The following is a 20,066-nucleotide window of genomic DNA, read 5'->3' as shown; positions in this document are numbered from 1 at the left end:
GTTTCAATCAACTGGTTCAACTAATCGATTCAACTAGCTAGTTCAATCGATTGGTTCAATTGTCCAGTACAAACAGCAATACAAATCGACAAAAATGCTGTCTGAATACACCGCTGGCGGGCTGTGTCTGGTTATTCGGATCGATATAGCGAGATAGTACATGACTTAAGTACACAACCGCACTACAGGGGAGTCGAATGGGTTCGGAGCCGGGACCGACGCACACGTCGCTAGAGACACTGCAGGAAGCACTCCAAACGGAGCGAATCACCTACGTCGATACGCTGAACGAGGATATCGGTGCAGTCGTCGAGAGTGCAGACCAGCTCGCCTTCGATTACGTCGTCGGTGATATCTCCGACTATGGTGTGTCCTCGAACGACCATGTCCACCTCGATCTGGTCCACAGTGGTTCGACGATCCACTGTGTGCTCTTTGGGTACAAACGATCGACCATCGACACCACAATTGAGGATGGGATGCAAGCAGCTGTCAAAGGCTCGCTCTCGTATTACGAAGACGGGGGAAACGTGTCCGTCATCGTCGAAGACATCGTGGAGGTCGGTGAGGGTACGTACCAGCAGATCTACGAGCAAAACAGGGAACTGCTGGACTCGGATGGATTGCTCGATCCGGAGCACAAACAAGCCCTGCCGGACTTCCCGGAACGGATCGGGATCGCCACCAGTGCGACAAGTGATGCCCGTCTGGATGCAATCACCAGCATTCACGAGCGGTATCCCGACGTGGATATCGTCGTCCAGAACACGAGCGTCCAGGGGGACAATGCGATGATGTCGATCATGGGTGCGGTAAGTAAACTCGACGACGATCCGCTGATCGACGTTATCGTTCTTACTCGTGGCGGAGGGTCCGACAAGCATCTCCGGGTGTTCAACGAAACGCCACTCTGCCGTGTTATCCACAGAACCGAGACGCCAATCGTAGTTGGGGTCGGCCACGAGAACGACCGCACACTGGCCGATGAAGTGGCCGACAAACGGGTGATGACACCGACCGAGGTGGGTAACATCGTTCCGGAGCGGACAACACTGGACGCGGAACTAGAAACGCTCGAAGAGCGCCTCAACACAGCCTACACAGAGACTGTCGAGACGACGATGGAGACAATGGATGACCGACTCACCCAAGCCTACAGACGGACAGTCGAGTCGGATCTGTCTGCGTTCGAAGTCGAACTTGACCGCACATACGACACGCACGTTCGCGATGAACTGACCGATCTTGAGAACCGGCTAGAGCAAGCACGAACCCAGTACGATCAGCAGCGGAAACGAAAACAGGAGGCCACAGCCCATCGCCGCCAGCGTCGACGGCTGCTGCTCGTCCTGCTCACTCTGGGCCTGCTTGTTGTGGCTCTGCTCCTGTACATCTTGGTACTATGAAAGACGAGACAATCGCCGACAAGACCGACCGGCTTGAACAGATTATCGAACAGCTCGAAAACGGAGACGTCTCGCTGGAACGGGCGAACGAACTCCATGCCGAGGGAACGGAACTGATCGCCGAACTCGAATCGGAACTAGCTGTTGGGGATGGCGAGGTCATCGACCGCTGAATCCCAGTTGAAGCTGTTTTGCTGAGTGGGAGGACATTGATGGAATCCGCCGACGCTTGGTAGTCGGACAGATGTTAGTTACCAGAAAGCACCTATTATCGAACTCAGCCGCTTCTGAATCCAGTGAGAAGACCGACACCAATAATTTTGCTTGTAATGTACCAGCAAGTAGATGCCCTCCACACGACGTCGATTTCTTGGATTAGCCGCCTCGGGAATTATCGGTTCAGGCGGCTTCACGTCTCCTGAGACGCAGAAATATATTGGTCGTCAAACACCCTCCGACTGGCCGATGGGCCGATACGATCCTCCCGGAACCGGGTACAACCCCACAGTATCAGGTCCAAAAGACAATGTGGCGGTTGCGTGGACACACAGGGCACCGGATTGGTTTCGGGGGAGTACCCAACCGATCCGCCGCGGGAAGACGCTATACGTTGGTGGCAACGGACTGCTTGCGCTCGATACCGAGACTGGAACGCGACGATTCAGCTTCCAGGGGCCGTATCACTCAAGCCCAACAATCGCCCCAGCTTCAATCTATCAGACAAAAACACTCGGGATAGCCGGTTTAGCCGGCATCTACGGGCTTAACGCGAATGGTGGACGGGAACTCCCCTTCACAAATATGACCGTCGGTGGCGAGCGATGGACGGGACCACAATCGTCTAGTCCCGGTTTCTTCGGGCCGGCCGAGTCAACAACTCCGGTCACTGCGAACGGGACGATATACACGGCACTACCTGGGACGAACTCGGTCGTAGCACTGAATCCGAACAACGGGGAGGTTCTATGGCAGCGAACGCATCACAAAGACGAGTCGGTCAGCGGGACGTACAACAGACCCGCGGTGGACGACGGCATCGTGTTTGTCACCGCGTGGCCCCAACAGGCCACTGCGTATCGTGCTGCTACTGGTGAGCAACACTGGCACCGTGAACTCGAAGAAATGACAGTTCTGCCGCCAGTGGCGACAGACGAGGGCGTCGTCATTCCGACGCGTGAGTCCGTTCAGTTGCGTGCCCGATCCGATGGGACACTCCTGTGGGAACGCAATCTCGACGGGAATGTGACCGACAGCACGCCAGCAGTAGCCAACGGGACAATATTCGTTGCCGATGAGCGGGAGTCACTGCATGCACTCTCGCTGGCAACCGGCGAGACACGGTGGACAGTTCCGTTTGACGGAGAAACGACACCGGTTGTGGCTGACGGTCGCGTCTACGCGGTGGATTCACTCTGGGCACTGGAGGCATTCGACGTCGCCACGGGTGAGAAACAGTTCGAGTACCATCCTTCGGAAGTACCCCTCTCGCCACCGATGGTCGGGGATGGTATGCTGTATCTGGCGAATCGTGGCCGAGTTCTCGCACTGGAGGAAGCATAATGCCCGGGAACGAGGCGGATGGAAGCGAGACGGTGTCTTCGCTTGGACACCCATCCCCGACGACTCGACTGTCTACCTTAGGTGTATTCAAGTCTGCGCTCGGGTGCATTCGTCGCGACCCTGTGCTCGCTGTCCCATTCGTTGTCGTCGGTATGCTGGTTGCATTCGTCGACTGGCTTCGCCAGCACGATTCAATTCCAGCGGTGGCGACCGACGCACTCGGTCAATCGGTCAGTGTCACCTATTCAGTGTTCCCGCAGGGAACTACACGAACGGTCCGACACGTTGGTGCGCTGATCGACCTCGAAACACGGTATCTCCTCTGGGCTGTCGGGCTCGAAGTCCTCGTTCCACTCGCTGTCGGAATCGCCGGTTGGATGACGATTACACGAGTACTCGATACGCACTCTGGCCCCCGTGCGTTGAGCAGGTATATCGCACTGGCTGCGATTGTCTCCATGCCGGAGCTGTTGGGCGGTTTCTCGGTGGATATCCCTGATTTCCTGATCGGACTGATGCTGTTGGCGGTGGGTCTGTTCGTCCTGACCCGTCTGTTCTTGCTCCCTGCGTTGCTAGTCACTGGCAGTGGCTTTGTGACGGCGCTCAGGCAGAGCTATCATCGATCACAAGGGCAGGGCATGACCATCGCCGGTCTCATCATCAGTATTGGCCTCGCCTACTGGGGTCTCGCGACCGTACCGGTCGCCGGCGGCTTTCTGAGTACTGCCGTAGTGGCACCGATTCACGCCGTTGCGATCGGAACCGTCTTTTCGACTGGCTCTCGTGAGACAATGTCGATCCCAGACGACCATATCGAATCGGGCGACACACGCTCAGACGAGAGTCAGTAACGACGTTCGTGGTCTCTCTTGTAAATCCCTACTAGTACATCATCAGGCACAGAGTGCGCTAGCACTGATTCCTCCATCTTGCTTGAAAGTCACACTGTGTTCCTGACCAGTTCGGGGACACGTCCGTACTCTGGTATAGACGTGCGTCTCGTTATCGGCCATCCTCTCGCCGAGGTACACCGTCACGTCCCCACGCACCCACCCATCAATCGTGGTCGTCACCGTCTCCCCGGGGGCGACGGTGATCTGTTGTGTGGGGACCCCATCGTCAGCGAGTGTGACGTTTCGATCCCCATCCGGCCAGACCAACTGCGAGAGCGTCTTGAGCCTGCGTTCGCCATCTCTGGTCGTGACCTCGAAGTTCAGGTACATCGCCTGCTCGCTGCTTTCGACAGTGTACGCTGACAGTTGATACGCTGTCGTGTCGTTATTTTCAACAGTCAGTGTGGGTTGGACGGGTCCAAAGACAGTAGCATACTGGATATAGCCAATCACAAGTGCCGATCCGAGAAGGAGCGCGATCGTTCGACGGGAAACCATCCGTAGAATTGTGTTCCAACAGGAAACAGAATATCATTCCGATTGTCTCATCCAAGTGTCACGGTCAGAGTTGATAGATCGAGATCGAATCAGCGATTCGGATTGAGACTGCTGATGACGGACAGGGGATTCCTGCAGAAAATGGGACGTATTACTGCTGAGGGAGATACGGCCTCGAACACAGTACTGGTAGGGATTGTGCTGATTTGCTGGACTGTCTCCGTACTTGATGGGACAGTCGAACGAACGGCTGACTTCTTCCTCCCAATCCTAAATCAGGAACGCAGCCGATCATGTGCGTTCTGTCTGTCCCCGTAATGTCGAGAAACTCACATGGATTTAATACACCTCAGTGACAATTGTGCGATATGGTTGCTCAATCGACACAACGGCAAGATTCGTTTTTTACGCTTCCATCGCATCCAGTGGGATACCTCGCAATCGTAGCCACGCTCACCACTGCTGGCATCCACTTACTGCTCGGTCCACGTGTCATGGGATTCAGCCAGACATTAGGGACGCTGTTTATTCTGAATGGGCTTGGATTTCTTGGTGGATTCCTCCTATACAGTAGCCGATACTGGCGACCCGAGCTGTACCTTGTCGCTGCGGGATACGCTATTGTCACTATTCTTGCACTGTTTGTGTTTCAGGGTTTCAGCCTTGACGCGTTCTATATGCAAGGGAACCTGAATCCGCTTGCTGTCGCAGCGAAGGTAGCTGAGGCAACCCTCGCCCTCTGTACCATCTATTTATACAGAACATCGGCTGCATGAGAAGGCCATATTGGCCGTCCATAGAGATCCGCTACGGGAGTAAACGCTTCAACGCTACGCTGTTTCTCAAGACAATCAAAGAATTTGTCAGTCTCTGCTTTCTGGCTCTCAAAGTCATCGTCGACTCCGAGAGTAACAAAGATAGTGCCGCGACTGGTCCGGATAGGTATGGAGATCGTGGAACTCTTAGCAAAAGAGCCTGCCGTCCGGCGCTTTATCGAGGAGCTCTGGCTACCGTACTACCGCGAACTCGAATCGACTGTCGATGCCTTCTCACTCGCCGACGATGTCGACCTCGTCGCGGAGGAACTTCCGTTCCGCGTCGATCGCCTTGACTCGGAGGCGTACCGAACGTGGATCGCCGTCGATGGATTCACCGATGGGAGTCCCCTCGCCGGTACCGATGGTGAGTTTGCCGGGTATATCGCGGCCGAAATCGACGAAGCGCCGAGTGTCTTCGACCGTCCCGGCCGACTGTTCATCTGTGATATCTACGTTGACAAACCGTATCGCGGAACCGGGCTGGCTGGCGATCTGTTCGACCGTATCAGAAACTGGGCACGCGACGCCGGATGTGAGGAATTCAGTCTCGATCCGCACGTAGACAACGACCGAGCCATCGCGTTCTACGAAAAGCTTGGATTCGAAAGGACGCAGTATCACATGGTGGCTAGCGTAGACGACTGATGTCACCCTCCAAATGACAGAATAGAGTCAACTGCGCTTGCTATCTATAGCTATCTGAGAGTAATATGTCTCGTAATCTGCTAAGTCCCGACTGTTCCAATGACGTACCCAGCTGCTTCCCAGTGAACGATCCATGCAGCACTGACGGCTGTCGATACTGAACAGTACCGGGCGCAGAGCACAGCGTCTCAGTTATCTAAACAGTCGCCACAACGGCTGGCCCCAGGTGGCGCTGGTGCATCGCACTCTACACAGGTATCGACAGCAATGGTCGCTGCTGAACCCGAGTTAGAGTCTTGTGTAAAACGTGCTCGGAGCCACTGAAGCATATCAACAAACATCGTTCTCTAACTATATGAAGTCATTTATGTATGATTTAATGAATAGGATAGTGCCAGCTGTACCACATCGACGCTGATAATAACAGCTGACGTATCGAGAGGAGGTTTCGAGGGAGGGGGAAGAGACGGGCTCTGCCATTCTTTGCCACCGTTCTGATGACGTCACTCGCGTCATACTGAGACACCGACAGGTCTCTGTGATCACTCATGATCGGAGACGCCAATGGTGACGGTAACAGTGCTACACAATCGGACGAATACAATACAACCCTTCCCGTTCGTCTGGAGGGAGAATGGTGGGCTGCAATGGGCACCTTGCGTAGCGCCCACCATTTTGCTATGTCAGAGGCACGGCTGGGTTCTGGACCCGAGAAACCCAGTCAGACGACCAGCAGTCAGGGGAGCTCGAAGCGGGGACCAGAACCCACTCGCATGTGACAGACGCCTCATAAATAGCCTTTGTGGTGCCACGATACCAAATACCACACCATCATTCCCCAGAATAATAGCCAGCCCTACTACCCGTACCGATGTTTCCAGTGACGTACGCGCTTGAACGTACAACAATACCCTGTGGGCCGCTGTGTACACCAGCAGAATGGCGGGTTGCTAGGGGTGGAGAGGCGGTATGCAATGCATCACCCAAAGTCGTCTACTTCGACGACGGGCTCAGCCCTGCAACAATCGATGGGATGGGTGCACCCAATGGGATTGGACACAGCACGGAACCACTTGATCCTGAGACGAGTAGCCACGAAAGCGCTTGTGATGTCCTCACTCTGTCTGTCGTTTTTCCGCTGTATCTCAGCTCACTCGATGATAAAACTTCAATTAGACACTGACACGCTTGCACGACTCTTTGGTCCAACCTGCAAAGGATTGGGAGAGATGATGTGCAGCTGGGGGAGTGGTGTGCTACACACCATCGGAAGTTGTCATCCACGACAACGGGTTCTGGATTCGAGCCGATCGGTGAATCGGATACGATTCAGGGGGAAGTGGAGTGGGGACCAGAACCCAACTAATCGGTATGTACTTGATGTCAAAAACACTTGTGAATTAGATTGACAGTCTCTCCATCCGACAGCTACTGGGTTTCCACCGTCCCGCCACCAGAAGGTGGCCCGGTGACTACCCAACCGAGCGTTGGCGAGATCGGTGCTCGTCACCTGTACTACCGTCCAAAATGCTCAAATCTGATTTTGATACTACACTCGGCCTAATACGCGACGACAGTAATTCGGGAACGAATGGTGACAGTCTCCGCATTCAAAGACGGATCCGCTGCCCTCCGAGAAAATCCGATCCTGTTCGTCGCCGGCCTCCTCATCGGGACCGTAAGTCAACTCCAGTACGTGGACCACCTGGTCGAATCACCACGACTATCAGCGGGTATCTCGCTCGTGTGGCTCATCGTGTTCCCGCTCGTTCTCGGTGGCTTCATCGGAACCGCTCAGGCCGCGATCGAAGGAATGGACACGTCACTCACCCAGTTTTTCATTGAAGCGCGGACACATTACTTCCCGCTTCTCCTTGCAACTGTGCTGTTCATACTTATCGTGTTCGGGACCGCTGTCGGACTCGGATTTATCGGGTTCATCCTCGGTATCGGCTCGATGGCACTCGCCCCAATTAACGAGATGGCTGCCTTCATTGCTGGCGTCGGATCTATGCTCATCTGGCTGCTGTCCATCCTCGTTGTCATTATGTTCGTGCAGTTTTACGATACGGCGATTGTCATCGAGAACCAGAGTGTTACTGATGCGTTCCGAAAAAGTGTGGGACTCGTCCGTTCAAATCTCAGAAGCGTCGCTGGATTCTCGCTGGTGTGGAGTGTCCTGTTGAACGCCTTCTTCATCCCCGAATATCTCCTCCGGTTGACACTGACGGACGCTGGACCGGCTGACGTATTGCCGATTGAGATCGGGATTCCGATACCGATATTGCTCCTGCTCGGAATCGCTCTGTCTTCAGTTGGATTCGCGTACTTTTATACGGTCTACACGGCCTATTACCTGCGATTAACTGCTGTCCCGGAATCAACATAAACACCTACCAACAATTACAAACGATAGTTTCGAACAGCAACCAACTGGATCAGATCCCACGCGCTCGATCCACAGCAGCTACCCACACACATGGCACGACTTCTTCCAACACAAACTGACGCCGCCGTCGAACGAAGCGATAACCCCGCTGTCTTGAGTCTCGATGACGACACGACACGAGAGGTAATCGAAGCGTTGTCCTCCGAGACTGCGTACGAGATTTTCCAACTGCTCAACGAAACGCCAGCGACACCGGCACGGATCGCTGAGCAACTCGGCCAGAGCCTGCAGAACGTTCACTATCATTTGGAGAATCTCGAAGCAGCTGGCGTAATCGAAGTGACTGACACCTGCTATTCCGAAAAGGGTCGCGAGATGAGTGTATACGTCGTGTCTGAAGACCCGACACTTCTCTTCCTCGGCACTGAGGACGACCGACCGAGTCTCAAACGTGCGTTCAAATCGTTCGCTTCGCTGCTCGGTCCCCCATCGGTTTTACTTGCTATCGGCGAATCCATCTCACAGTTCATCACTGCCGAATGAGCGACCACACCGACCCCCCAGTCCGAAGCACTCCTACCGGTGACGACGCAACTACATATGACATGGCACCGACGATCAAGTCACGAGAAGATATCGATGGCTGTGGTTGTCTCGAATGCCGAAACATCGATACTGCGACCACCAATCGGAGCGTCCTTGATGCGTTGGTCTGGTCCGTTCGCTTGTTTCGGTCCTATCCGTCGATCATTGCCTTCGCGGGCGTGACTATCTTAGCCAACCGACTTCTCGAGACTGACATCATCAACACGTTCCCGATGCCCGTAATCGACCTACTCGATGGTCTGACGGCGTTTGTGTTTATCATCTTGATTCGAGCCTATGTGGGAACAATTGTCGCCGGGGAACTGACTGATAACTCTGTAACGATACGCGAAGGAGTCCATCGGAGCATTACTCGGACACCGGCGTTGATTGGCGTAACATTGCTTATCGTTTTTTCGGTAATGACAGTTCCATTCTTTCTGTTTCTTCCACTACTCCTCCTTGCTGGCGCTATTCCAGGAAATCCCGCAGATATAGTTGGCTTTCCCGTCGTTGCGGCGGTGAGTGTGCTCGTTTTTGCTGTGCCGTTTCTCGGCTTGTTGTTCAAGTTTTGGTTCGCACCGGAGGCCTGCGTTATCGGCCAATATGGCCCTCTCAAATCACTTCGGATTAGCTGGCAGATTACGACGAACTACCGACGGAAATTCGTGCTCATCGCAATAATCGCTATCGGGAGTGTAAGCAATCTCTATCTGCCCGAAATGGGGACGAGCGTCGCTTCGGTGGCTCCTGTTTTGCGTGTACTTTCTACAAGTGTCGGTGACTTACTTTCTATCGTGTGGGCGAGCGCGTACGCCCACCTCTACATCCAGGAGATTGTATCGTAAACGCAGTCCCTCAGACGGAAACAGGACAAGACGTAGGGGCCAGACAGCACAGCGGCTTCATTTGTTAGATACGTTCCGCTGAATCACTCCTCAGCGTGCGTCGGAGTGATTACTCGATTTCTAACTGCCCACTTTCGCCGCCCCCCTCGCCATCATTTTCGTCCCATTCGAGTTCGAATTCGACACTTAATTCGGTCATATTGTCTGCCGGCCCTTCGCGTTCGGCTTTGACCTCGAAGGTCGGTCGGGCAGGGGGATTCAGCGTTACGGACTCGGAGCCTGCTTTCAGGTTGATATCGCTTCCGCTGTCGAGATTATCCGCGACTTTCCGGAGGTACGATGCGATCTCTTCTCGGCTCTGGTCACTTTCTGACTTGAACAGGACTTCCTCGGGCATACAGGTGCTGATACACAGCCTGCACCAATAAAGCCGCCTGCCCTGTGGGTGCGACGTGATCACGCCCCCGCCGAACCGCCCGATACAGTCGGTAAGCTAAGCGGGACACGTTTCGAAGAAAGTCTCGTCTATTCCCAGCGATGTACAATCGTCTCAGCGTTGAAGTGCGCTGTTTCCAATATCTAGATGATGACAGAACTAACGTTCCACGGACTTGATATCGGCAGAATCGAGCCAAACGACGACCTCGTCGACCGAATCGTCGACACGACGGCTGAAGAGTATCCCCTGACAGACGGTGATATCGTCGTCGTCACCGCGAAGGTCGTCTCGTTCGCCGAGAATCGACTCGTCGAAGCCGACGAGATTGAGGTGACTGACCGCGACCGTCGGGTGGCCGATATCACCGGAATCGACCCGCGGGAAGTGGCCGTAATTTACGATGAAAGCGAGGTTATCGGTGCGATCCCCATCGCAGAGGTAGGTGAAGACCTGCTACTAGACCACGCTGTTGACCCCGAAGCGGCGCAGGAAGCGCTTGACGAGGTACCGGCGATGCTCCTGACCGAGCGGAACGGTCGACTCTGTACGAACGCAGGCGTCGATTGGTCAAACAGTCCAGACGGGATTATGACGTTGTTGCCTGAAGATCCTGATGAGAGTGCGCGTCGCCTGCGCGAGGGAATTGCGGCTCGCACAGGCGCAGATGTGGCTGTCGTCCTAGCAGACTCGGAAATCGCCGGACCGGGTTCGATGGATCTGGCGATCGGGTGTTCAGGGATCGAAGCGACCGATAACAACTTCGGACGGACAGACCTGTACGGAGAGCCGAAGGTCGGCGGTGTCGACCTCGTTGCGGACGAACTCACCGCCGGATCAGCATTGCTCTTCGGACAGGCGGACGAACAGATTCCGGTTACGATCGTCCGAGGGTTGGAGTACGAAGATGGAGAGGGTGTACCGAATTCGGGCGGCGTCGTCCGCCGCGGACTCCGTAAGAGCGTCCAGTTGACGGCTCGCTTGAAGGCCCGCGAGTGGTTCTGACAGTAACGATATAACTCACCAGCCGGAGCACTGAATAGCATCGAATTCTCGCCGCACGCTAATGACGTTGGCCCTGAGCTGATAGTCACTCGGCCGCGCGATCCATTGGGTCTTCGAGTTCACCGGTGATTGCCTCGAAGGCGTCGGTCGCGGTGAGGAGACCGACGACGTCGTCATCTCCGACCACGAGGGCGAGTTCCTGATTTGCGGCCTGACACTGGTCGATGAAGTCACTGATTGTCGTCTCAGCAGCGACGGTTAGCGGCGGGGTTGCCAGTTCTTTGAGCGAGGTTGTCCCCGAATTCAGCGCTTCGTAGTTGTGCAGCACCGTCGGCGCGTAGACAACACCCACAAACGAGTCGAGTGAGCCTTCGATCAACGGAAAGCGGACGTATGGCATCCCGTCGATCCGGTCCATGTTCGTCTCGAAGTCGTCAGTCGTCGAGAGCGCGACGATGTCGCTGTGAGCAACCATGATCTCGCTGACCGGCTTCGCGCCGATGTCGAGGGCGTTGATAACTTCGCTCCGTCGCTCCTCGGAGATGCCGACTCGACTGAGCGAGTCACCCATTTCACTACGTAGTTCAGCCCGAGTCGTTGCGAGATCGCCCTCGGCCTCCGACTCGGTCCAGGAACGGGAGATTTCGACGCCGAAGAGGCCAAGCAACGCCTTGGCTACCCAATCCGCTGCGATGATCACTGGATACATGAGCTTTGTCCAGACGTACAGCGGTCCCGATCCGTATCCAGCGACGAACTTGGCACGCTCGATTCCCAGATACGTCGGTGCCTGCTCGCCGACGATAACGTGCATGAGATTGACCACCACCAGCGCGAGAAGCACAGACAGTGTCGTGTGTCCGCTGCCAGCAACGCCAACTGCACCCAATAGGGGCCGTAACACTGCTGTGAGCGCCGGTTCGGCGACAACCCCCAGACCGACACTACAGATAGTGATCCCCACCTGACAGCCTGTGAGGAATATCTCCAATCGCTCGGTCATGTTCCAGGCGCGTTCGAGTCCACGGCCATTACCGAGAAACTCTGCTTCCTCGAACTGCCTGACGCGGGTCATCGCGAACTCGGTCGTAACGAAGAAGCTGTTTCCCAGAAGGAGGGCGACACCACCGAACAGACGGGCCCACGTTACCAGCGAGATAGGCATCAAACGCTGGTTTCTCCGGACATTATCTAAATCTACTGTTGACACGCAGCAGTCGGACGCCGTATATGGGTTTTGTCAGCTCTGGGTATCGGGTATTTTGGCCGTTTCCCGGCGCAGTCTACAGTTCAGTAGTAACGACCCCCTCTGCGAATAGTGTCGCCTCTGGTCTCCAAATCCACAAAGCACTACGCTAAATGTGTTCGAAGTGGGTAGCGGCGAGTTCGAGCGGGGACGCATCTATTGTCGGTTTCGGTCCACCGATACCGTCGTCGCTGGCAGCCGGCCGTTTTGGTTCTTCTTCGAGTGTCGACCTTCCCGGGGTCAATCGGTCTCAAGAAGCGGTCTGTAACTCATGTCGGCTTTGCGTCTGTCTGTCCCTGATTCAGCGCGCTTACCGACGGTGTTGGAACTAAGACATTCATCTAAGATTTTTGTCTTCCTACCGTAGCAGGAATCTTAGATCTCTATCTTTGATTAGAATCTTAGACAAGACTCTTAGAAGAGTGTCTTAGATTAGTGACTTAGATGAGTTGTCTGACAAAGATTCATGAGCAAGAGAGATACAGACAGGAGTATGCTAAGTTACACTGTCTACTCGGAGGCCGGGGGTGTCGGAAAAACGTCGCTGACAGCGAACCTTGCGGTCGCACACGCTCGGGCAGGACTCAAACCACTCATAGTGCCACTGGACCCACAGGACGGTGACCTGTCTCGCCTGATGGGAGTCGATACAGACCGAGCCAACAGTGGCGCTGACAACCTCGTCCGACATATGGTAAATAGCCCACGAGGCCCGTTCAAGGACCTCATTCGAACGGCGGAGGGAGTCGATATCGTTCCAGAACATAACCTGCTGTCCGATCTGTCGGACCACTTAGCCCGTGAGCAGTCCAAAGCTGAGGACCTCGGCGATGCGTACAACATCTATGCGCAACTCCAGCGAGTGCTTAGAGATGGGGGCGTCGGCGATGAGTATGACGTCTTGCTCTGTGACCCTCCTGCGACAGAGTCAGACCATCTCTACAATTCGATATACGCCACTCGCAATCTCGTCATCCCAGTCGAACCGTCATGGAAAGGCCAGGCGTCCGTCGAAGGACTGGCTGACTTGGCGACGAACTTCGCAGAGCAGCTCAACATAGATGTCGGTGTTCTGGCGGCCATCCCGAACGGAGTCAAGAATACCGCGGACCAGCGTGAGATGCTGGGAGACGTCGAGTTCTCGACCCCCGAAGTAATCGGTGATCGAACGTCACTCATGGAAGGGTGCTGGAAACAGCAGTGTTCGGCCTTCCGGTACGTCCGAGAACACCGGAGCCGGCGTCGTGAGTACGAGGTCGAGACGCTGGCCCAGATAGACCGTATTGCCCGCTTCTTGGAGGGGGAGGTCGGGCTGGAAGCACCAAATCCGCCTGAACCAGGCGCACTGGAGGAGCCAGCATGACGGGCTTCAAGAGTGGTGCGAGCGACGACGATCCGCTCGGAAGCGACGAGTCAGATGAGGACATGGTGACTGAGAGACCCGATGTCACTGAGACGCCAGCCACCTCGGTGGAGACGAACAAACCGGAGAGGGGGTCAGCCGAGCTATCGACTCCTTCGGGTTCCGGACTACCGTGGATTTTCGACCGCTCCAGTATCACAGACGGCCGAGAGAAGACGGTACAGCTCCATCTCCAGCAGTCTACGTTGGATTCCCAGCGCCAGACTCGGTCAGACGTTGAGTCAGAACTCGGTGAGACGGTCAAGAAGGCTGACCTCCGGGAAGCTGCTATCATCGTCGGTCTAGAGCAGATCGATGATCTCACCGAAATCCTCGAAGAGTGGGGATACGGACGATAGGCCTTGTGTTTTTTCCAGTAGGTGGCTTGGGGACGCCGTAGCTGCCCTCCTCGATGACATGGGCCTGCTTGCTGACCGGCTCCTCGCGGCAAATCTCGAATGGGGGCTGGCCATTTCACCTCCCGAGAACTGGTCCAGATGCTCACCATTGAGGGTGCAAAAACACTCAACATCGGTGACGAAATCGGGAGTCTCGAGGGAAGCAAACGGGCCGACCTGATGTGCTTGAGATGAATACACCGAAGTTCGCACCCGTCAACAAGGTGCTTTGCGAGTACAGCTAGTCTCTGAACAGTTCTGTATCAAATTCATCAGCTGAGTCCCGAACGAGGCGATCCTCTCCGTCATGAGCGGCAATCGCACCCTCGCTCAATTCTGGGTTGACGTCCTCGACGGTCTCGGGTGCGACTTTCTCTGTGACCTCAAACTCCTCGATTGGGCTAATGACACCCCATGCAGCCCCGATTGCATGGAGTACAACGGCCAGCGGTGTCAATATTAGGAACACCGGCCACAGCAATGGATGTTTTCTGTAGGCCCATAGGCCAAACAGCATATAAATAAACAGCACGACCAGTAGCGCAGTCGAAATCAGTTCGAAGAACTGGATGCTGACTGTTGCACCGGGGACGAATGATGCACCAATAATCAACAGTGGAATAGCTGGAGAAAATCCCCAGGACACGACGCGAGTTAGTGTCAGTGGTTGGTACAATAGTGGAAGGATATGATTATCTTTCAGTGTCCCGGACATCCACCGACGGCGTTGCTTAATCATCGCTTTCAGCGATGGTGGCGCTTGATTCCGAAACCGAGCGTCGACTAGCCGATACTCTAAGTCAAACCGATCAGCAGCCCGCCAAATGAGGTTCGTGTCTTCTGTAATCGTCGCCACGTCCCAGGTCAGTTCATCCTCCAACTCGTGTCGGATTGCAAAGCCACCGCCCCATGCGTACAGTGGATACGAAAGACGACGGAATGCACGCTGTTCGAACTGGTACCCAACGCGGAACACCTCACACAGATAGGCGAGCCGTGAGCCTGTGTAAATCGGCTTCTCAGTAAATTGCACGAAGTCTGCTTCAGGGAGGCCAGTCAACCCAGTAACCAGTGTATCTTCATCGAGGTACAATACATACTCTGCGTCACAAGAGACGTGTCTTCGTGCCCATTCGACAGCGCGGCCCTTGTTCGTGGCTTCACAACTGAACGAGTCTGGGACGATGTGCACTGCTGCCCCGTCGATTTCAATATTCTGTTCAGCAATAACCTTGATTCCGGCAACGGTGTCGGGAACTGAGTCAACGGTTGCCTGAACAACGTCTTCCGCTCCGATTGTGAGTACGCGTACCTGTACGTCATCTAGTCCCCATGCGTCCATATCACTCGAGTTCCATCCGATACCGAGTGGTAAGACTTCTATTAACCACCAGAGCGCTGACAACGAATAGACCAGCGCAACCCAAATGAGAAACGTCGTCGTCGCAAACAGTAGCGTACCAATTAGCATCTAATAGGTTCCAATTGTTATACTAGATACTATCTATTTGAGGCCACTGCTTCGATGTGGGTCCGTGCCTGTGAGTACAAGCTGTCAGTCGAGACAGGACACCTACTTGCCACGGTGAGGCTGGCTTAGAGGACCTCACCATGGTCTGTGCCTGTCGATACTGGGCAGGACGCAAGTGGTCGTCGACTCGGTACCACTGCTGACTATTCGTTGACGGACTGCTGTTCAGTGCTCACGATACGGAAACCCGTCACCTATCGGGAGTCACAAAGCCGGCATCATGTCGGCACTGTGTAGACATTATCTAAGCATACGTTCTCCGTGTGATCGTATTTTACGACCAGCTCGGTTGTAGTGTCTATATAATGCCCGAAGCAAACTAGAATCGGCTTGGTTTTGATGAGTCGGTTCCGGCAGTCTTCGATAGGGCAGATTCCGACACCGACGCTGACGAAGATCGACTTGCACTCAAGGAGATGCGCGAGTAGCCACAGCAGCCTGCTAGCCACATTTTGACCGAATGCTCAGATACTGGAGCGGGCAGTACAGGTGATCCAAATTGTACAGTTCCTCACAATTCATCAAAGTCAGCAATGACGCTTGCCATACCGAGCAACATTAACCCGAAACCAGCAACACCGGCTGGGATCGACACCCGAAGGAGAAATCCCCCGGTGAATGCGCCAACACCACCAACAATAGCTCCACGCTTCCTTGCAGGGGGTGCATCACGAGAGAGGGAAACAATCACTTGGCGATGTGCTAACATGATTGAGCTTATGGCCACATAGAGCGGTAATAGTGAGATCGTAAGCAGGTGATCTGTCCCAGCGAATTCTGCGACAACTCCCGTAACGATCAGTCCAACAAATACCGAAACAGCATACCGGAGGGCAGGACGCATAAACAGAACTGTGATTACGGAGGATAAAATACCCATGCTATAAATGGCAACTGAATGGTGGTTCTACTGACTAAGCACGCTTACCTAGCAGTTGCTTCAAATTACATCCACCAGGCACGACTGATACTGAGGGGCCCCATTCTGCTACCGGAAGATGGGACGATGACCCCGCAACCGAGCGTCGGCGAGGCTGTAGCCATTACGGCCACCGACAACGAGCCCCTGCTGCTGGTCAGTACTTTCAGCGGCGTCTTGCTGGCGGAAATCGTAACTGAGCCGCTTCACCGGCTGCACGCCACCGAGCCGGACGCAGCCACGCGCCGGGCTATCAGGCACGCTGACGACCGCATGTCGTTCTATCGGAGACCCTTCCAGATGGTAGATGCGGGATTTCGATTACGTCATGGGACAATCCTGTTGGTCAAGCTGTAAATGCTCTGGACGACAGAGAACCACGCGAAGAGTGTGGATTAAACGGCGACTGTATCACCACATGTTCTGGCCGCGACTCGAAGCAACAGAGACGGTAGCGTATCCAGACGAACACATCTCACACCCCAAACCTATCGCTGAATCGATGGCGCACCACGACTGCCGTTTCTTCGATACTATGAACCTCGGTAGTGATCGTCTCGATCAGCTCAAGTGGAGTTAATCGGCGAGTAACTAATTGGATTGTTGACCATACGATGGATACATCATGCCGATACTCGAGACCGAACGTAGCCCCGCCTTCACTTTTCGGAGCGCTCTCGAGTCCTGGGGAATGTCGGCGTTCTACGTCGTGTTCCTCGCGCTGGCGATCATCCCACCCCTGTTCTACCTCCGACAACCGTTGTTGCACGACGAGATGACCTACCTCGTCATCGGTCGTGAAATAGCCGCTGGAGGAACGCTCTATGCTGGCATCGCGGATCACAAAACCCCCGCCGTGTATTACCTGACTGCACTGCTCTGGGAGACGGTTCCCGAACCGTACCTCGCCGGACGGGTACTCGTCTATGCAGTCCACGCGGTGACGGCGTTGCTCGTATTTCGTCTTGGCTCGTTGTGGGGACGCCCGGTTGCGGCCGTCGGCTCGCTCGCGTACCTGTTCGGGGTATACGTACCGGTCTTCGACGGGTTCATCCTCATGACTGAGCCCTTCGCCGCGCTGTTCCTGACCGCAGCAGTGCTGTGGCTGTTCGCCGAGCGGCGCGTGACCGACCTCCTCGCTGGGTTGTCGCTCGCGTTCGGGGTACTATTCAACCAGACCGTTCTCCTGTTCGGAATGGTTGTCATCTGCTGGTCGCTTGCCCGACTCTACGCCGGCGAGACCGACCTCCGGACTGTCGCGGTCCGCTACGGCCGAGTCGCGGTGGCCTTTCTCACGCCGCTCGGGCTTGTGGCGCTGTTCGCGGCGAGTCGAGAGACGCTTGCGGAGACGCTCTGGTACACCTTTCTCCTACCGTTAAACCACTACGACCCGCCGTACTTCCTTGACGGGCAGTTGCTGAGCGCGGCCTCCTACCTGCCGGTGTGGCTGCTCGCGGGCGGGACCGCCCTCTACGTATTCCGGTCGATACCCTCGCGGTCGTTCGACACCCGGCTCGCGTTCCTCTCGCTGTGGCTCGTCATCATGTCGGTTCCGGGGTTACAGGCGTTCCATGGCGGCCACCGGTACATCTTCGCCATGCCGGCGGCCGCCGTGCTCGCCGGCGTCGGCCTGCGTCGGCTTTTCAGCTTTCTCGCCGACGGGCCGAGGCCACTCTCACGGTTGGAGTGGGCTGGGCTGGCGCTCGCTGTCGCCGTTTCCGAGGCAGTACTCACGCTCGTCGCAGCGAACAGTGGATATCAGTACCTGTTCCTCTTGGAATTTGGCTTCGCTCTGATGCTCGTCGGTGCTATTGTCCTCAGTTACGTCATGGTCAAGTGGGACGGGAGCGTCGGTCAGCTGGACACCCGCCAGTGGGTCGCACTGGTTGCCGGAGTCTTCCTCGTGCTCTCCGCACTCGGCGGGACAGTGGCAGTTGATGGGGTGAGAGAGATCAGGCTCAGCGGCGAACACATCGAGACGCAATCGGCTTCCGCCGAGGAACTCGACGAGACCGTCGACGGGCGATTCTACTCGCTCGGCCCACCCACGAGATACGAGCTAGCGTACTTCGGCGAGGCCCGCCCAGCACAGACGTTCATCACGCCCCCCTACGGGGAGCCACTCGCCGACCGGGTAGTGACTGAACTCGAGCGCGGCGAGGTCCCCTACGTGCTCGTCAGGAGCCAGCAGGTCGTGGACGGCCGCATCGACCCGACCCATGGGTACTACCCCGACGCACGAGAGCCGGTGGTCACGTATATCGAGGCTAACTACGAACCGGTCGCGGAACACAACGGATACGTCGTCTACGAGCGGGTGCCCGACCGACGGGACTGATTCACCGGTCTACTCGGCTCTGTGCGTCGATACCGGTCGCTTACCAACCGTTGTAGTCATCGACTACCTTGCGAAACCAACTGCACAAATGGATTATCCGGATGTCGCGAAACGTGGCCGGCGCCGGAGGATTGTACTGCTTGGCACACGCAGGGCAGACATATGATAGTAGATTTCCGTTCGGTGTATGCTATTATTGTGACTATCGTCGGTTTCGCACTGTGGTTTGCGAGTGTGTGGCGGATGCGGAGCTATCTATATGAGGCAGAATGGGGACGATTTAATTTTCTAATAGCGCACCGACTTCCACGCATAGTCGTGGGCTTCATCATGATGATCTGTGCCCTTTTATTGATTTCAGTAGCCGTCTCAGTGATCGATTCTTTAATCTGGTCACTCCTCAGATAATTCTAGTCATGGTTTCTGTAAAAGCGGAAAATAAGTCACACTGCCCCAGCTAAAAGAGCTTCATGACTGGACCCACAGGATGACACCCTTCACGCACCTCACCACAATCCAGGACTCTGTGAGCGACTATATATAAAAACGGTCCCAGACTAGCCGACGCTGTGGCGCAGCTGGAACGAACGGTTCACTACAGAGCTTCGTAAAACAATTTGGCAGTTACGCGGACGGTTCTGATCAAACACCTTTGCGAACACGAGTTCCTGCCGAGAATCCGCTGACACTGTTGGAAATTTCCTCAGCAGTGTCGACTGAGAGAGCTTCAGGGCAGCCCAGGGGCTCTATTCGATTGGATTCGACGGTTGAACGCCAATCGTTTTCCCGACACCACCATCAGTTGAGCTGTATCGACCGCCGAGCACGTCGCACCGACTGTGTGTACAGATAGTAACGCATGACACTCGCTCAACTCCTCGAACAGTACGTCAGTCTCGGTATCTTCGTCCTCGCTGGGGGGCTCAGCGTCCTCAGCTTCCTCGCGTGGCGACGGGAACGTGATAGTCGGATGCGAATCGTCACGCTCGGGTACGCGATGTTCGCCGTCTACGGACTCATCGTGTTTCTCGAGTACCCGCTGCTCCCGTATATCCCGTACGCGACGCTCGAATTGCTCGAACACGCGAGTGCGATCCTGATCCTCGGTGGCCTCCTGACCTTTTTCATCGCTCTCACGCGGGACTGAGC

Annotated in this window: 21 protein-coding genes; 16 read left to right on the top strand and 5 right to left on the bottom strand. The window is 55.4% G+C overall.

The window, feature by feature from the left end:
* Nucleotides 1–197 precede the first annotated feature (197 nt).
* The 4 genes from xseA to ACYJ11_RS17475 all read left to right on the top strand — a co-directional run bounded on the left by xseA (nt 198) and on the right by ACYJ11_RS17475 (nt 3,817).
* A complete protein-coding gene (xseA, locus tag ACYJ11_RS17490) occupies nt 198–1,406 on the top strand; it encodes an exodeoxyribonuclease VII large subunit (RefSeq protein WP_461648765.1) in 1,209 nt (402 codons plus the stop codon).
* Entirely contained in the window at nt 1,403–1,579 is a 177-nt protein-coding gene (gene xseB / locus ACYJ11_RS17485) for an exodeoxyribonuclease VII small subunit (protein ID WP_008308529.1), read from the top strand. The genes xseA and xseB overlap by 4 nt, the downstream gene beginning before the upstream one ends.
* A gap of 172 nt (nt 1,580–1,751) precedes the next feature.
* A complete protein-coding gene (locus ACYJ11_RS17480) occupies nt 1,752–2,966 on the top strand; it encodes a PQQ-binding-like beta-propeller repeat protein (RefSeq protein WP_461648764.1) in 1,215 nt (404 codons plus the stop codon).
* Nucleotides 2,966–3,817 carry a hypothetical protein gene (locus ACYJ11_RS17475; RefSeq protein ID WP_461648763.1) on the top strand — a complete coding sequence of 284 codons (852 nt, stop codon included), beginning with the start codon at nt 2,966–2,968 and terminating at the stop codon, nt 3,815–3,817. The genes ACYJ11_RS17480 and ACYJ11_RS17475 overlap by 1 nt, the downstream gene beginning before the upstream one ends.
* Before the next feature lie 42 nt (nt 3,818–3,859).
* On the opposite strand, the gene ACYJ11_RS17470 is transcribed toward ACYJ11_RS17475, so the two are convergent.
* Nucleotides 3,860–4,357: a hypothetical protein gene (locus ACYJ11_RS17470; RefSeq protein WP_461648762.1), complete on the bottom strand. Its 498-nt coding sequence runs from the start codon at nt 4,355–4,357 to the stop codon at nt 3,860–3,862.
* A 368-nt stretch (nt 4,358–4,725) separates the two neighbouring features.
* Here ACYJ11_RS17470 and ACYJ11_RS17465 point away from each other — a divergent pair, with 368 nt between their 5' ends.
* From ACYJ11_RS17465 to ACYJ11_RS17445, 5 genes are all read left to right on the top strand, one after another.
* Nucleotides 4,726–5,133 carry a DUF7475 family protein gene (locus tag ACYJ11_RS17465; RefSeq protein WP_461648761.1) on the top strand — a complete coding sequence of 136 codons (408 nt, stop codon included), beginning with the start codon at nt 4,726–4,728 and terminating at the stop codon, nt 5,131–5,133.
* A 168-nt stretch (nt 5,134–5,301) separates the two neighbouring features.
* A complete protein-coding gene (locus ACYJ11_RS17460; RefSeq protein WP_461648760.1) occupies nt 5,302–5,820 on the top strand; it encodes a GNAT family N-acetyltransferase in 519 nt (172 codons plus the stop codon).
* A gap of 1,591 nt (nt 5,821–7,411) precedes the next feature.
* Entirely contained in the window at nt 7,412–8,209 is a 798-nt protein-coding gene (locus ACYJ11_RS17455) for a DUF7847 domain-containing protein (protein WP_461648759.1), read from the top strand.
* A gap of 90 nt (nt 8,210–8,299) precedes the next feature.
* Nucleotides 8,300–8,752, top strand: coding sequence for an ArsR/SmtB family transcription factor (locus ACYJ11_RS17450; protein ID WP_461648758.1), 453 nt, complete (start codon nt 8,300–8,302; stop codon nt 8,750–8,752).
* Nucleotides 8,753–8,814: 62 nt separating this feature from the next.
* Nucleotides 8,815–9,642 carry a hypothetical protein gene (locus ACYJ11_RS17445; RefSeq protein WP_229775340.1) on the top strand — a complete coding sequence of 276 codons (828 nt, stop codon included), beginning with the start codon at nt 8,815–8,817 and terminating at the stop codon, nt 9,640–9,642.
* Between the two features lie 109 nt (nt 9,643–9,751).
* Here ACYJ11_RS17445 and ACYJ11_RS17440 read toward each other — a convergent pair whose 3' ends face one another.
* Nucleotides 9,752–10,039 (bottom strand): amphi-Trp domain-containing protein, encoded by a 288-nt coding sequence (locus tag ACYJ11_RS17440; RefSeq protein WP_005538623.1) that lies wholly within the window; start codon nt 10,037–10,039, stop codon nt 9,752–9,754.
* Nucleotides 10,040–10,228: 189 nt separating this feature from the next.
* Between ACYJ11_RS17440 and ACYJ11_RS17435 the strand changes: the two genes are divergently transcribed.
* On the top strand, nt 10,229–11,083 hold the full coding sequence (locus ACYJ11_RS17435; RefSeq protein ID WP_461648757.1) for a coenzyme F420-0:L-glutamate ligase: 855 nt from the start codon (nt 10,229–10,231) through the stop codon (nt 11,081–11,083).
* 85 nt (nt 11,084–11,168) lie between these two features.
* On the opposite strand, the gene ACYJ11_RS17430 is transcribed toward ACYJ11_RS17435, so the two are convergent.
* The gene (locus ACYJ11_RS17430; RefSeq protein WP_461648756.1) at nt 11,169–12,248 is read right to left on the bottom strand and encodes a CNNM domain-containing protein; all 1,080 of its coding nucleotides are present in this window, start codon (nt 12,246–12,248) and stop codon (nt 11,169–11,171) included.
* Between the two features lie 574 nt (nt 12,249–12,822).
* On the opposite strand from ACYJ11_RS17430, the gene ACYJ11_RS17425 reads away from it, so the two are divergent.
* The 3 genes from ACYJ11_RS17425 to ACYJ11_RS17415 all read left to right on the top strand — a co-directional run bounded on the left by ACYJ11_RS17425 (nt 12,823) and on the right by ACYJ11_RS17415 (nt 14,324).
* A complete protein-coding gene (locus tag ACYJ11_RS17425) occupies nt 12,823–13,692 on the top strand; it encodes a ParA family protein (protein WP_188979526.1) in 870 nt (289 codons plus the stop codon).
* Nucleotides 13,689–14,090: a hypothetical protein gene (locus ACYJ11_RS17420; RefSeq protein ID WP_461648755.1), complete on the top strand. Its 402-nt coding sequence runs from the start codon at nt 13,689–13,691 to the stop codon at nt 14,088–14,090. Before ACYJ11_RS17425 ends, ACYJ11_RS17420 begins: the two co-directional genes overlap by 4 nt.
* A 99-nt stretch (nt 14,091–14,189) precedes the next feature.
* Entirely contained in the window at nt 14,190–14,324 is a 135-nt protein-coding gene (locus tag ACYJ11_RS17415) for an amidohydrolase family protein (RefSeq protein WP_461648754.1), read from the top strand.
* A 46-nt stretch (nt 14,325–14,370) separates the two neighbouring features.
* Here ACYJ11_RS17415 and ACYJ11_RS17410 read toward each other — a convergent pair whose 3' ends face one another.
* Both ACYJ11_RS17410 and ACYJ11_RS17405 read right to left on the bottom strand, forming a co-directional pair.
* Nucleotides 14,371–15,600 carry a glycosyltransferase family 2 protein gene (locus ACYJ11_RS17410; RefSeq protein WP_461648753.1) on the bottom strand — a complete coding sequence of 410 codons (1,230 nt, stop codon included), beginning with the start codon at nt 15,598–15,600 and terminating at the stop codon, nt 14,371–14,373.
* 571 nt (nt 15,601–16,171) lie between these two features.
* On the bottom strand, nt 16,172–16,504 hold the full coding sequence (locus ACYJ11_RS17405; RefSeq protein WP_461648752.1) for a hypothetical protein: 333 nt from the start codon (nt 16,502–16,504) through the stop codon (nt 16,172–16,174).
* 162 nt (nt 16,505–16,666) lie between these two features.
* On the opposite strand from ACYJ11_RS17405, the gene ACYJ11_RS17400 reads away from it, so the two are divergent.
* The 3 genes from ACYJ11_RS17400 to ACYJ11_RS17390 all read left to right on the top strand — a co-directional run bounded on the left by ACYJ11_RS17400 (nt 16,667) and on the right by ACYJ11_RS17390 (nt 20,064).
* Nucleotides 16,667–16,936, top strand: a complete 270-nt coding sequence (locus ACYJ11_RS17400) for a hypothetical protein (protein WP_461648751.1) — start codon at nt 16,667–16,669, stop codon at nt 16,934–16,936.
* A gap of 334 nt (nt 16,937–17,270) precedes the next feature.
* Nucleotides 17,271–18,917, top strand: coding sequence for an ArnT family glycosyltransferase (locus ACYJ11_RS17395; protein ID WP_461648750.1), 1,647 nt, complete (start codon nt 17,271–17,273; stop codon nt 18,915–18,917).
* 859 nt (nt 18,918–19,776) lie between these two features.
* Entirely contained in the window at nt 19,777–20,064 is a 288-nt protein-coding gene (locus tag ACYJ11_RS17390) for a hypothetical protein (protein ID WP_188979520.1), read from the top strand.
* Nucleotides 20,065–20,066: the final 2 nt, after the last annotated feature.

It is taken from the genome of Haloarcula sp. H-GB5 (assembly GCF_054850705.1).
Note: the sequence above shows the minus strand (reverse complement) of the source record. Positions and strands in the feature narration are given on the sequence as shown.